The 13,565-nt window shown below is 61.4% G+C and carries 11 protein-coding genes and 3 pseudogenes; 3 read left to right on the forward strand and 11 right to left on the reverse strand.

Features of this window, described 5'->3' with window-relative positions:
* Positions 1-47: 47 nt before the first annotated feature.
* Together E3T50_RS12495 and E3T50_RS12500 are read left to right on the forward strand one after the other, a co-directional pair.
* Positions 48-581 carry an IS110 family transposase gene (locus tag E3T50_RS12495; protein WP_478213424.1) on the forward strand — a complete coding sequence of 178 codons (534 nt, stop codon included), beginning with the start codon at positions 48-50 and terminating at the stop codon, positions 579-581.
* A gap of 176 nt (positions 582-757) precedes the next feature.
* On the forward strand, positions 758-952 hold the full coding sequence (locus E3T50_RS12500; RefSeq protein WP_255454288.1) for an integrase core domain-containing protein: 195 nt from the start codon (positions 758-760) through the stop codon (positions 950-952).
* Between the two features lie 44 nt (positions 953-996).
* Here the strand turns inward: E3T50_RS12500 and E3T50_RS12505 are convergent.
* The 9 genes and pseudogenes from E3T50_RS12505 to ctaE form a co-directional block, all read right to left on the reverse strand.
* Positions 997-1,596: pseudogene (locus E3T50_RS12505) on the reverse strand (integrase core domain-containing protein); the annotation flags it as partial.
* Positions 1,597-1,712: 116 nt separating this feature from the next.
* Entirely contained in the window at positions 1,713-2,462 is a 750-nt protein-coding gene (locus E3T50_RS12510; RefSeq protein WP_134552310.1) for an ATP-binding protein, read from the reverse strand.
* Positions 2,459-4,014 (reverse strand): annotated as a pseudogene (istA, locus tag E3T50_RS12515) (IS21 family transposase). Before istA ends, E3T50_RS12510 begins: the two are co-directional and overlap by 4 nt.
* Before the next feature lie 158 nt (positions 4,015-4,172).
* Positions 4,173-4,424, reverse strand: a pseudogene (locus tag E3T50_RS12520) (helix-turn-helix domain-containing protein); the annotation flags it as partial.
* 220 nt (positions 4,425-4,644) lie between these two features.
* Positions 4,645-5,466: a methyltransferase domain-containing protein gene (locus tag E3T50_RS12525; RefSeq protein ID WP_134552314.1), complete on the reverse strand. Its 822-nt coding sequence runs from the start codon at positions 5,464-5,466 to the stop codon at positions 4,645-4,647.
* A gap of 24 nt (positions 5,467-5,490) precedes the next feature.
* Entirely contained in the window at positions 5,491-7,140 is a 1,650-nt protein-coding gene (gene qcrB, locus E3T50_RS12530) for a cytochrome bc1 complex cytochrome b subunit (RefSeq protein WP_134459402.1), read from the reverse strand.
* Positions 7,137-8,210 (reverse strand): cytochrome bc1 complex Rieske iron-sulfur subunit, encoded by a 1,074-nt coding sequence (gene qcrA, locus E3T50_RS12535; RefSeq protein WP_134552315.1) that lies wholly within the window; start codon positions 8,208-8,210, stop codon positions 7,137-7,139. Before qcrA ends, qcrB begins: the two co-directional genes overlap by 4 nt.
* Positions 8,211-8,304: 94 nt before the next feature.
* Positions 8,305-9,117: a cytochrome bc1 complex diheme cytochrome c subunit gene (qcrC, locus tag E3T50_RS12540; protein ID WP_134552317.1), complete on the reverse strand. Its 813-nt coding sequence runs from the start codon at positions 9,115-9,117 to the stop codon at positions 8,305-8,307.
* A 24-nt stretch (positions 9,118-9,141) separates the two neighbouring features.
* Entirely contained in the window at positions 9,142-9,771 is a 630-nt protein-coding gene (ctaE, locus tag E3T50_RS12545; RefSeq protein ID WP_241978278.1) for an aa3-type cytochrome oxidase subunit III, read from the reverse strand.
* Positions 9,772-9,914: 143 nt separating this feature from the next.
* On the opposite strand from ctaE, the gene trpD reads away from it, so the two are divergent.
* Positions 9,915-10,967 carry an anthranilate phosphoribosyltransferase gene (gene trpD / locus E3T50_RS12550; RefSeq protein ID WP_134552319.1) on the forward strand — a complete coding sequence of 351 codons (1,053 nt, stop codon included), beginning with the start codon at positions 9,915-9,917 and terminating at the stop codon, positions 10,965-10,967.
* Between the two features lie 29 nt (positions 10,968-10,996).
* Here trpD and glpK read toward each other — a convergent pair whose 3' ends face one another.
* Together glpK and E3T50_RS12560 are read right to left on the reverse strand one after the other, a co-directional pair.
* The gene (gene glpK, locus E3T50_RS12555) at positions 10,997-12,511 is read right to left on the reverse strand and encodes a glycerol kinase GlpK (protein WP_134552321.1); all 1,515 of its coding nucleotides are present in this window, start codon (positions 12,509-12,511) and stop codon (positions 10,997-10,999) included.
* A gap of 94 nt (positions 12,512-12,605) precedes the next feature.
* Positions 12,606-13,373, reverse strand: a complete 768-nt coding sequence (locus E3T50_RS12560; protein ID WP_134552323.1) for an MIP/aquaporin family protein — start codon at positions 13,371-13,373, stop codon at positions 12,606-12,608.
* Positions 13,374-13,565 lie beyond the last annotated feature (192 nt).

Below are 13,565 nucleotides of genomic sequence, written 5' to 3' on the forward strand. Positions count from 1 at the left end.
TGAACGCGGCCGGTATCGAATGCACCGGGTCGTACGGTTCCGCGCTGATGAAATACCTCCAAACCCAAAACGTGACAGTGTTCGAGGTGAATCAACCAGACCGAGCACTGCGGCGCAAAACCGGGAAAACAGATGCCGTTGACGCTGAAGCCGCGGCCCGGGCAGTCATCGCCGGTCGGTCCTTGGCGACGCCGAAAACAGGTATCGGTGCCGCCGAAGAACTACGCCAAATGCGGTTGGTGAAATCGTCAGCAGTGAAGGCACGAACGACCGCGATCAACCAGCTCAAAGGCCTCGTAGTCGGCGCAGAGCCAGCACTGCGCGATCAGCTCCGTGGACTCAGCACCAAAGCCCTCAGCCGAGCCTGCGCACTGCTGCTGCCCAGCACCGTCGAACGCATGCTGATGAGTGAACTCGCCACCCGCATCCACCACCTCACCGAGCAACTCAGCCGCCTGGAAACGGCCATGACACGCACGGTGACGGCCTGCGCGCCCGAGCTCCTGGACCGCCCCGGCGTCGGCTACGACAGCGCCGCGGCGCTACTCATCGCCGTCGGCGACAATNCTTCGGTGGGATGAAACCACCCAAAACTACCTACAGAACCGCACCGCGCAAGGGAAAAGCAAGCGAGACGTCATCCGCTGCCTCAAACGATACCTCGCACGCGAAATCTTCACCATCCTCAAAACCATCCCCGACCAACACAAAAACCCGGGACAGTTCACATTGACAACATAGGGGCACCAACAGCATGGTGTGCAGTTTCGTCTCGATGCTCAAGAACGAGCGCGTTTACCGAACCGCATACGAGACAAAATCACAAGCTCGAAGCGATGTAATCCGGTATATCGAAGGGTTTTACAACAGCCGACGCCGGCACTCCGCGCTCGGTTATCGCCGGCCCAATGACGTCCACTATGGTTATCAACAGCCAGCCTTGGCAGCGTAGAAGAATCCACTAATTCCGCTGTCCGAGATACCCGCAGCAGCTCATACCTGGCGGTAGGCCCACTCGGCTTGGAGGGTGCGGTTGAAGCGTTCGACCTTCCCGTTGGTCAAGGGGCAGTGCGGTTTGATGAAGCGTTGTTGCGCGCCGAGGGTTGTCACGGCATCTTTGAAGACGCGGGATTTGCGATAAGCGAAGGCGTTGTCGGAGAGGACACGCTCGATCTTGGGGATGCCGCAGCTGGCGAAGAACGCTGCGGCGCGGAGGAGGCCACCGGCGGCGGTGACGCCCTTTTCGTCGGGGTGGACTTCGACGTAGGCGAGGCGGGTGCGGTCGTCGATGACGGCGTGTACGTAGTCGTAGCCGATCCGGGCATGACCGGCGGTGTCGTTGGTGCGGGTTTGGCCGGGCTGGGCGCGCCAGCCGCCGCCGTCGGGGATGCGTCCGAGTTTCTTGACGTCGATGTGCACCATTTCGCCGGGGCGGGCGCGTTCATACCGGGTCGCCGTGGCCCGGGTGGCTCGAATCTTTTCACCGGTCAGCGGATCGCATTCCCAGAGCGCCGGAACGTGATGTCGCGCTAATACTCTCGACACGGTCCGAGCGGGAACGCCCGTGTCGGCTGCAATGCGGGCCGGACCGGTGCGTAAGTGAGTATTTGAGGCTTTGAGCACCACCCAATCGTGCGGTTCAGCACCGCGGATCGCCCGAGAGAGCGCCAGTGGTGGTGTGGTTAGGAGCCACTGACGCTCTCCGTCCTGAATTAGGCGCTGGCCAGCGCGGTGTGTTCCCTCATGTTGTAGGTGCCGGTCTCGACCCAGATGGTGTTGTGGATGATCCGGTCCATGATCGCGTCGGCGTGAACGCCGGAGCCGAGGCGTTGGTGCCAGTCCTTCTGCGAATACTGGGTGCAGAACACTGTCGACGTTTCGCCGTAGCGTCGCTCCATCAGTTCCAGCAACATGCCGCGCATTGATTCCGTCGGCCGGTCCAGCAACCACTCGTCAATAACGAGCAACGTGAACGCGGCGTATTTGCGGAGGAACTTGCCGGACCCACCGGGGGTGTCTTGGGCGGCGACCCAGGCTTCCTCGAGGTCGGGCATACGAACGTAGTGGGCGCGGATGCGATCTTCGCAGGCGCGTTTAGCGATCGCGCAGCCCAGATACGATTTCCCAGACCCGGTGAATCCTTGGAAGACGACGTTCTGCTGTCGGGCGACGAAGGAGCAGGTGCCGAGCTGGGTCAGCACCTGACGGTTGAGGCTGCGCTCGTCGAGGAGGTCGATGCGGCGCAGGTCAGCGTTCGGGTAACGCAGCCCCGCCCGACGGATGAGACCCTCGACTTTGGAGTGCGTGAACGTGGAATAGGCGTCGTCAACGACCAGCCGCACGAGCTCTTCGAACGGCATACCGATGCTGAGGGTTTCGTCCTGACTGTCGATCGCTTCCAGGAGCTCGCCGGCGTTCATTTCGCGGAGCTTGCGTTTGGTTTCCCCGTCCAGCCGGCTCATCGGGTGCCACCGGCGTAGTAGGCGCTGCCGCGGACGTATCCGCCGTCGTCAGCCTCGGACTCATCGGGGACGTTCCCCGTCTTGTCTTGTCCGGTGTCGAGGATCAGCCGCAGGTGCGCATACCGCGGGGAGCGGATCGGTCCGCGCAACGCCAGCTCGCAGGCCGCCTCGACCCGGGTCGGAGAGAACCGGCGCGACAGACGCAGCACGGCCAACGCCGGGTCGTAGCCGGCCTCTTCGATGGGTGCGGCTTCGAAGATCTTGCCGATCACCGTCACCGTGGCCGGGCCCATTCGGACTGCCCAGTCGTCAATCCGGGCCCGGTCCCAGGCCTGCCAGCTGCGCCCCTCGGGCAGGTCGGCATCGTTCGTCTGATACTGATTCGTCGTGCTTTTCGGCAGCAGCAGGTGACTGGTCAGGCGCTCATCAGCCCGATAGATCTCCACCATCGTGTCCGTCACGCGAAGGTCAACGAGGGCGCCGAGGTGACCGAAGGGGACGGAGTAGAAGTTCTTCGCCCAGACCACGTGCGCGTTCTTGCCCACCTTACGTTTGTAGGACCACGTGCTGATCTCAAACGGGGCCGCTGGAAGCGGTTGCATCAGCGGCTTCTCCTCGGTCGTGAAAACGCTCAGCCGTGACCCGTCCCGTTTCTGGAACGGCTGCCGGTTATAGGCATCGATCTGCTCAGCGATCCGAACCCGCAACTGCGCCAGGGACGTGAACTGCTGTTGTCTGAGTCCGGCGATGACCCAGGTCGCGACATGAGAGACCGTGTTCTCGACGCTCGCCTTGTCCTTAGGCGCCCGAACGCGGCCCGGCAATACCGCGGCCGAATAGTGCGCCGCCATCTCGCGGTAGGCGTCGTTGAGAACAACCTCGCCCTCGCGCGGGTGGGAGATCACCCCGGTCTTCAAGTTGTCAGGCACCGGGCGTGGCACGCTGCCGCCGAAGAAGGCGAACATCGCCGCATGGGCGCGCAGCCACGACTCCTGCCGCATATCCAACGTGGCTTCCACGAACGCATACCGGCTAAACGGCAGGCACGCGACGAACAAATACACCTTTGAGATCTCGCCCGTCGTCGGATCCAGCAGCTGCATCGTCGGCCCGGACCAGTCGACCTCGATGCTGCGGCCGGCCTTGTGACCGACGCGGGACGACGCACCAGTCACGGCGGCGTAGTCACCGTAGAGCCGGCAGAACCGGTCGTAACTCATCACGGCCTGCCCGGCGCGAGAAGACGCGTCGACATACTCTTTGTGCAAAAGCTTCAACGTCACTCCCACCCGGGCCAGCTCGGTGTGCACCCGGGCCAGTTCGGCTGCGCAAAGACACTCTCCCGGACCCCGCGGCCAGGAAACAACGCCGCATAGACCTCGGCCTCGGACATCTCCGCGACATCGTTCCAACCGAAACCCAGCCGGTCCGCCGCATCGAGGACCGCCTGAATGCTGTGCCGGGATATCCCGTGAGCGGACTCAATCGCTCGTCGCGACAAGCTTTGATTACGTAGCTGCAACACCAGCTTCGCTTTGATCTTCCGTACCATTACCGGTACTCCTTCCACCACGTGGCCATCACATGGTGGAAGGAGCCTTTCAGGTGGTGCTCAACCACGCCGGTAGTGGTGCTGAACAACGCACATCACGAATCTGAACAGTGGCGCTCACCCGCACTGCAGGTGGAGCCCACAGAAGCCAATATTCATAAGCGGGTGCGGGCCTCCAGAACGGCCGCTTCGCGCTCAGGGCTGGTCAGGGATGGCATCGAGTGCGGCCGCGATGACCGGTCTATGAGACCGGCTTCGCCCTCGTTACGATAGCGGCGCACCCACCGATAGGCGCACTGCCGGGAGATGCCGAGTTCTTTTGCCACGTGCGCCGCCGGACGACCGCCGAGAACCCTTTCGACCAGCAGGGCCCTTCCGCGAATGTTCAACCTGGCGTTCATGTGTGACATGAGGACCTCCGTTGCGAAGTGAGACGTTGAACATCTCCACTAAGCACCGGAGGCCCTCCCTTTTCAAGGCCTCAAGTCACTAACGTCATGGCCAGGTACATCTAGACGCCTCAAGCCAGCTCAGGAGGAGGCCCATTTAGGAACGGTAAACCCAGGTGGGCAGATCTGTTGGCCATGAGTGGGCAGTTTTCATGTCCCTGACAGTCGAGCGCCGCGGGTGTCAGCGGCGCCGGAAACCGAAGATGTCGAAGGCGACCGTGACGTCCGGATCACCGTGCGCCTGACTCGATCCAGCGGAACCGGAGTGGTGCGCAGACGGGCCCATGCCGATGAGCGACGCCACTTCTGCGGGCGTCAACTGCACAGTTCGCTCGACCTGGTCATGTACTTCGAGGCTGAACCAGGTAGCAAGAGTCCTGGTGAGATGGGTCGCCTTGTCTGCCTGCATTTCCACGGCCAGACCGGATTCGCGCAGCTGGCGGAGGTGCGTCGGCTGAGGAACAACGACCAATAGCAGGCCATCTGTTCGGAGCACTCGGTAGAATTCGGAGGCGTTGCGGGGTGCAAAGACGTTGAGGATGAAGTCGGCGGCGCCATCACGGACGGGAAGCGGCGACCAGACATCCGCTACCAGCCCGTCAACGCGATCGTGGGAGCGTATGGTGCGGCCAACGGCTGTCGGGGAGAGGTCCATTCCCAGCGCCCGCACGTCGTCTCCTGGGGGCAGCGCTGCCCGCAGGTAGTAGCCCGTGCCGCAGCCCACATCGAGTATGCGCCGAACGGCCTCGCCAGCGACGATCTCGCGGATGGAATCTTGGAGGGGTTGATACCATCCGGCACCGAGAAAACGATCCCGGGCATCGAGCATGGCCGCACTGTCGCCGATGAACTTGTGCGGTCCGGTGGTCAGGTTGACGAAGCCCCGCTTGTTCACGTCGAAGCAATGCCCGCGCTCACACTCCAGCAACAGGGCACCGCCGGCGTGGAGGGGCAGAAAACAGTTCGGGCACCGAAGCCACTCCGATAATGACTGGAGTGACATCGATGCCCGTTCTGTTGGGTTCTGCTACTTTTCGGTAATCTCCGCCGGGTGATCGCCGTGGGCCCGACTCAGTTCGGTCTGCGTGACCGGAGTGATCCGGTCCTCGAAGAACCAGCGGGACAGGCCTGCACGAACCTTCTCGGCCGGGCCGATCTTGCCCTGAGCATTCGGACGCAGCATGAGCGGCTTGAAGTCGCTGTAGCTCGCCAGCTTCCAACGCTCGTACTCGTCGACGGGCTGGTGCACCTCGACGAACTCGCCGCCGGGAAGCCGAACGATCCGACCTGATTCATAACCGTGCAGCACGATTTCCCGGTCCTTCTTCTGCAGGGCCAGGCAGACTCGCTTGGTGATGAAGAAGGCGAGGAACGGGCCGAGCAACGTGGTCACCTGAAGCGTGTGGATGACACCCTCCATAGTGAGGTGGAAGTGGGTCGCCATGATGTCCGACGACGCTGCTGACCAGAGCGACGCGTAAAACGTGACACCGGCCGCTCCAATAGCGGTACGCGTTGGCGCATTGCGCGGACGGTCGAGCACGTGGTGTTCGCGCTTGTCCCCGGTGATCCACGCTTCAATGAAGGGGTAGACCATAACGGTCACGATGAACAGGCCTACCACGATCAACACCACCATGATGTTGAGCGAGTAGGTGTGGTTCAGCCAGACGAATTCCCACCCGCTCGGAATCAAACGCATGGCGCCGTCGGCGAAGCCGATGTACCAGTCGGGCTGGGTGCCGGCAGACACCGGTGACGGGTCGTACGGTCCGTAATTCCAGATCGGGTTGATCGTGAACAGCGACGCGATGAGCATGACGACACCGAAGACGATGAAGAAGAACCCACCAGCCTTGGCCGCGTAGACCGGGAGAACCGGGTAACCGACCACGTTCTGATTGGTGCGTCCGGCAGCCGGGTACTGCGTGTGCTTGTGCACGACGACGAACAGAAGGTGCATGGCAATCAGCGCGACAATGATTGCCGGCAGCAGCAGGATGTGCAGCGAGTACAACCGTCCAACGATGTCAGTGCCGGGGAATTCTCCACCGAAGAGCAAGAATGAGACCCAGGTGCCCACAACCGGGATGCCCTTGATCAGGCCATCGATGATGCGCAGGCCGTTACCGGAGAGCAGGTCGTCGGGGAGGGAGTAGCCGGTGAAGCCTTCGGCCATGGCCAGGATGAAGAGGATGAAACCGATGACCCAGTTGAGCTCCCGCGGTTTGCGGAAAGCACCCGTGAAGTAGATGCGCAGCATATGCAACCCGATGGCTGCAACGAAGAGCAGCGCTGCCCAGTGATGGACCTGACGCATGAGCAGGCCACCACGAATGTCAAAGGAGATATCCATCGTGGACGACATTGCAGCGGACATCGGAATGCCCTTGAGTGGGGCGTACGAACCCTCGTAAACGACTTCGGCCATCGATGCCTGATAGAAAAACGTCAGGAATGATCCGGACAACAGAATGATGACGAAACTGTACAGCGCCACTTCGCCCAGGAGGAAAGACCAGTGATCGGGGAAGATCTTGCGGCCAAGCTCCTTGACCGCACCTGAAATGCTCGTGCGCTCGTCAATGTAATTGGCAGCGGAGGCGGTGAAACCGCCGGATTTCTTCGCCCCGACGGCTTGGCCGTCAGCAGAATCGCGGGTAATTAGTGTTGTCATGCTCGCTCCCAGAAACTTGGGCCGACTGGTTCAGTGAAATCGCTTTGCGCGATCAGGTAGCCCTCAGCGTCCACGGCGATCGGGAGCTGGGGTAGTGCCCGTTTGGCCGGTCCGAAGATGACCTTGCAGTGGTTCTCAACGTCGAACTGCGACTGGTGGCACGGGCAAAGCAGGTGGTGCGTTTGCTGTTCATAAAGTGCGACCGGGCAGCCAACGTGGGTGCAGATCTTAGAGTAGGCAACGATCCCATCATACGACCAAGACTTGCGGTCTTCCTGCTCGATCAGGTCGTTTGGGTCCATACGCATAAGGAGAACAGCGGCTTTCGCCTTCTCTTCCAAACGACCGTGGCCCATTTCAGACAAGCCCTCGGGAATGACGTGGAACGAGGATCCAAGCGTGACGTCTGCTGCTTTGATCGGGGTTCCGCTCGGGTCCATGGTGAGACGGACGCCCTTTTTCCACAGGGTCTCGTGGAGCAGGGCCACCGGGTCCTGGTCCATGGGTCCAAGTCCACGAAACAAGACGACAGCCGGCAACGGGAAGACGACGAGCGCGCCGATCAGGCTGTTCCGAATGAGCGTACGGCGACCGAAGCCCGACTCCTCATTGGCCTGCTGGAAGATCTCGACGGCGCGGGCACGAACCGGTTCGGTTCCCCGTACGGGGTGGCGTTCGTCAACACCCTCCTGATCAGCCATGAGGGCCTTGCCCCAGTGCACGGCTCCGATACCGATCGCCAGCAGGGCAAGGCTGAGGCCGAGTCCGATGAAAAGATTGTTCAGGCGAACGGAACCGGGATCTTCTGCAACGATCGGAAAGGCCATGTACGCGGCGATCGCGAAAACACTACCCACGATGGACACGTAGAACAGCGTATAAACGGTGCGCTCAGCCTTGCGTTCTTCCTTGGGATCAAGGTCGGTGATACGCGGGCGGTGCGGCGGGAGCCCTGGATTGACCAAGGCATCCCGTGTAACGACGGCTGTGCTTGCGACGGATGTCGCGAGCTGCGCGCCAGGCGAGTCGGCGGCGGTTACGTCTTCCGCGCCGTTATCGTCCTTGGCCATTGTTCTCCTTCGTGGGCTGTGTAAAAACTTTGCACTGTGGTGCTCCGTGACGTCCGATCGGTTCCGAACGTCACGTCAGGACCGGATACCCGGCCTAGTTTGATTTTGCGGTGATCCACACGGTCAGGGCCACGATTGCACCCAGACCAAAGATCCAGATGAAGAGGCCTTCCGCTACCGGCCCCAAGGACCCGAGAGCCAATCCGCCCGGAGACGGGTTGTCCTCGACGTACTTCAGGTAGGTGATGATGTCCCGCTTATCTTCGGGCGTCATGTTCATGTCGTTGAAGACCGGCATGTTCTGGGGGCCGGTAAGCATGGCCTCGTAGATGTGCTGGCCCGACACGTTCTCGATCGCGGGGGCGAACTTACCCTCGGTGAGCGCGCCACCGGCACCGGCGACGTTATGGCACATGGCGCAGTTGATGCGGAACAATTCAGCACCCGCCGAAGCATCGCCGGAGGCTTTGACCAAGTCGGCGGTGGGAATGGCCGGGCCGGGAGCAAGTGAAGCGACGTAAGCGGCCAGTGCGGCAGTCTGCTCGGCTGTGAACTGCACCGGCTTCTTCTGTGCTTGCGGACCTTGCATCTGCAGCGGCATACGACCGGTACCGACCTGAAAGTCGACCGAGGCAGAGCCGACGCCGATCAGGCTGGGGCCTTCTGACGATCCCTGAGCGCTGAGCCCATGGCAGGTCGCGCAGTTGGCCGCGAAGAGTTTTTCACCCTGGTCGATGGTCTGCTGCGAGGAAGCATCCGTCGTGGCAACGGCGGTGCTCGTGCTGAATGCTGCGTACGCGCCTCCGGTGAAGAGCAATCCGATGGCGATGAGGGCGACACTGGCAAGAGGATGGCGACGCCCGGTCTTGCGAGCCCGGCGTGTGCGTGGGGATTTGATCGTGGTCATGCTGAAGTTGTCCGCTCCTGTTTTCTATTTAAGAACGTAGATGACCAGGAAGAGCCCGATCCAGACGACGTCGACGAAGTGCCAATAGTAGGAGACCACAATGGCACTGGTGGCTTCCTTGTGGCCAAAGTTCTTGACCGCGAAACCGCGCCCAATCACAAGAAGGAAGGCGATCAGGCCTGCAGTCACGTGAATCCCGTGGAAGCCGGTCGTGATGTAGAACGCCGAACCGTAAGCGTTCGACGAGAGAGAAATTCCCTCTGAAACCAGAGTGGCGTATTCGAACACTTGGCCGGTGACGAAGATCGCGCCCAGCGCGTACGTGAGGAAGAACCATTCAACCATGCCCCACTCGCTCGGCTTCCAACCCGTCGAGCGCGCCTGCAGCCGTTCGGCGGCAAACACTCCGAATTGGCAGGTCACCGAGGACGACACCAGGATCAGCGTGTTGATTAGCGCGAAGGTGAAGTTGTGCTTGTCGGCTTCGAAGAGCCAGAGCTCGGGGGAGGTTGAACGGAGCGTGAAGTAGATTGCGAAGAGACCCGCGAAGAACATCACCTCGCTGCCCAACCACACAATGGTGCCTACAGCCACGCTGTTGGGCCGGTTCACGACGGGCGCACTCGCCGTCTGAGTAATTGAGGTGCTGGTCACCCTTCTATTATGGCCGATATTCCCACAGGTTTTTCTCAATCGGGCGTGCAAATGAGACTTTCTACCCGATTAAAGTCGGCTAATTCAGCACACGAACGGCGTGAATTCGGGGGAGTTGCGTCGGTTCTCCTAAGATCGGATTCATGCTTGAATCGCAGTCTTGGCCCGACATATTAAATTCCCTCCTGGATGGACGAAACCTGAGTGTGGCGGATGCCGCCTGGAGCATGGAACGGATCATGCTCGGCGAGGCGTCTCCGGCCCAACTGGGCGCTTTTCTGGTGGCCTTGCGTGCCAAGGGGGAGACTGTTGACGAGATTGTTGGATTCCGGGATGCGATCCTCGAGCAGGCCGTTGCGTTGCAGGTCAATCCCATGGCCCTCGACATCGTGGGGACCGGTGGAGACAAGTTCGGCACCGTCAATATCTCGACGATGGCATCGATCGTGTGCGCGGCAGCCGGAGTACCCGTCGTCAAGCATGGCAACCGGGCTGCCAGCTCCGCCTCCGGCTCGTCCGACGTTCTGGGCGAGTTGGGAATCGACTTGTCCCGAGACGCGACACGAGTGGCCCAGATCTTCAGGGAGACCGGGATCACCTTTGCCTTCGCGGCGGCTTTTCACCCCGGATTTCGGCATGCAGCGCTCACCCGGAAGGAGATAGGCATCCCTACCGTGTTCAATTACCTCGGCCCGCTGTGCAATCCGGCACGGCCGGAGGCATCCGCTGTCGGTGTGGCTGACCTAGACCGCGTTCCGCTGTTCGTTGGAGTATTTCAGACGCGTGGTGCGACGGCTCTGGTCTTTCGTGGCGACGATGGACTCGACGAACTGACCACGACCGGGCACAGTCACGTCTGGGAGGTGTCACGCGGCCTGGTTACCGAACACGACATCGACCCGCGAGAGCTCGGCATCAAGCGGGCGCAGATCAGTGACTTGATGGGCGGTTCGCCCCGGCACAACGCGGGTGTCGTGCACTCTGTACTCGCTGGCGACCCAGGACCGATTCGCGACATCGTGTTGCTCAACGCCGCAGCGGGTCTGGTCGCCTTCGACCTGGCCAATGACGCCTCTCAGGTGCAGGTGGCCATTCTCGATCGTTTTGAAAGCAAGTTGGCTGTCGCGGCCGAGGCCATTGATTCCAGCGCGGCCACGGCCAAGCTGTCGGCGTGGATTGCGGCGACCCAGGTCTGAGGCCGGAGTCGCCGCGCCTTGGTCGCTCGCTAGAGAACGTCCTCGTCGACCCACCCGAAGGTCTTGGTGACTGCCTTCTTCCAGTTACGCAGTTGTCGGCTACGTTCACCCTCGTCCATCTGCGGTGTCCATCGGCTGTCTTCCTGCCAGTTCGTGCGAAGTTCGTCCAGGCCGCTCCAGAAGCCAACCGCGAGGCCGGCCGCGTAGGCGGCGCCCAGAGCTGTGGTCTCCGCCACGACCGGCCGCACTACGGGCACGCCGAGGATATCGGCCTGAAATTGCATGAGTAAGTTGTTCGCAATCATGCCTCCATCAACCTTGATCTCGGTCAGGGGAACACCCGAATCGGCGTTGACCGCGTCGATCACCTCCTGAGTCTGAAAAGCCGTCGCTTCCAATGCCGCGCGGGCAATGTGACCCTTGTTCACGAACTGGGTGAGTCCGACCAGGGCGCCGCGGGCGTCGGAACGCCAGTACGGGGCGAACAGTCCCGAAAACGCCGGCACAAAGTAGGCTCCGCCATTGTCGTCCACCGTTTCGGCCAGGCCCTCAATCTCAGAGGCCGAGCTGATCATGCCGAGGTTGTCGCGCATCCACTGAACCAGTGCACCGGTCACCGCGATAGACCCTTCCAGGGCGTAGTGCGGAGCGCCGTCGCCAAGCTTGTACCCCAGAGTGGTCAGCAGACCGTTCTTGGAATGCACAATCTCGGTACCGGTGTTGAAAATCAGGAAGTTGCCGGTGCCATAGGTGTTCTTGGCTTCGCCCTGGTCGAATGCAGCCTGACCGAAGGTCGCTGCCTGCTGGTCACCAAGGATGCCGGCAACAGGAACCTCACGCAGCAGGCTCGAGGTGTGCGCGGTGCCGTAGACCTCAGAGGAGGAGCGGATGGAGGGCAGCATCGATTTGGGCACGTCGAAGATGGCGAGGATCTCGTCGTCCCACTGCAACGTTTCCAGGTCCATGAACAGGGTGCGGCTCGCGTTGGTGACGTCGGTGGCATGCACGCCGCCGTCAACGCCGCCGGTCAGGTTCCACAACACCCAGGAGTCCGTTGTGCCAAAAAGTAGGTCACCAGCATCGGCTTTAGCCCGGGCTCCCTCCACATTTTCGAGGATCCAGACAATTTTCGTGCCGGAGAAGTAGGTGGCCAGGGGCAACCCGACCGTCTTCTTGAACCGTTCGACACCGCCATCAGCGGCGAGGCGGTCAACGATCGGTTGGGTGCGGGTGTCCTGCCAAACAATGGCGTTGTAGACGGGAACACCGGTGGTTTTGTCCCACACCACGGCAGTTTCGCGCTGGTTGGTGATTCCAATGGCCCTGATATCGTGCCGGGTGAGGTTGGCCTTGGACAGTGCCTGCCCGATCACTAGTCGGGTGTTGTCCCAGATTTCTTTCGGGTCGTGCTCGACCCAGCCGGCCTGGGGAAAAATCTGCTCGTGTTCGAGTTGACCGGTTGACACGATTGATCCGGCCTTATCGAAAATAATGGCTCGAGAACTGGTCGTTCCCTGGTCGATGGCGAGAATGTAGTCAGTCATTGGTGCGTATCCTCCTTGTGAGTGTGCGGGAAGTACAGATGTGCTCGCACGACAACAGGCCGGTTCGCTCAGGGAACCGGCCTGTTTGTTCGAGTCAGGTGGCGAGCAGTGGCAGCAGAGACAGCGCGGTCCAACCGGCAAGCAGGCCGCCGATGATCGGCCCCACGACGGGTACCCAGGAGTAGGCCCAGTCGGAGCTGCCCTTGCCCTTGATCGGCAAGATGAAGTGGGCGATGCGCGGACCGAGGTCACGAGCCGGGTTGATGGCATACCCAGTCGGGCCGCCGAGGGACGTGCCAATGACGATAACGAGCACGGCGACGGGAAGTGCCCCGAGGGAGGCCAGGCCTCCGCTCGCGCCCTGCCGGTTACCACCGAAAGCAATGACGACGAAAACCAGCACGAAGGTACCAATGATTTCGGTGACGAGGTTCCAGCCGTACGAACGAATGGCCGGTCCGGTGGAGAAGACACCGAGTTTGTTGGCCGGGTCTGGTTCGGCGTCGAAGTGTGGCTTATACGCGAGCCAGCAGGCGATAGCGCCAAGAATTGCGCCGATCATCTGAGCGCCGATGTAGGCGAGAACGGATACCGCGTTGACGGGAACGCCCAACCCGAATTCCTTGGCACCATTAGCGACGAGGCCCAGGGTGACGGCCGGATTGAGGTGTGCCCCCGAACGGTACGCCACCACCACGCCGGCGAACACCGCGAATCCCCAGCCGATGGTCACCATGAGGAACCCACCACCGAGACCCTTGTTCTTGGCCAAAGCAACGTTGGCCACGACGCCGGTTCCAAGGAGAACAAGCATGGCAGTGCCGACAACCTCCGAGACGAATACAGCTCCGATATTTTCCACGAGAACCTTTCTGGTCAGGCCGGGGATGCCGCAGCTACCCCTCTGCGGTGAGCGGACGGCAATAACATAGCGCGCGGTGCAACGGAGGGGAATGGTCTAGTGCACTTCGTTCCTGCCCCTTATTCTGGGCGGTGGCACTGCGTATGTTGACCGTGGGAAACTGACTGGTGTTGGCGGTGCCCGGCCCCGCCG

Source organism: Cryobacterium gelidum, assembly GCF_004403985.1.
Lineage (GTDB): Bacteria > Actinomycetota > Actinomycetes > Actinomycetales > Microbacteriaceae > Cryobacterium > Cryobacterium gelidum.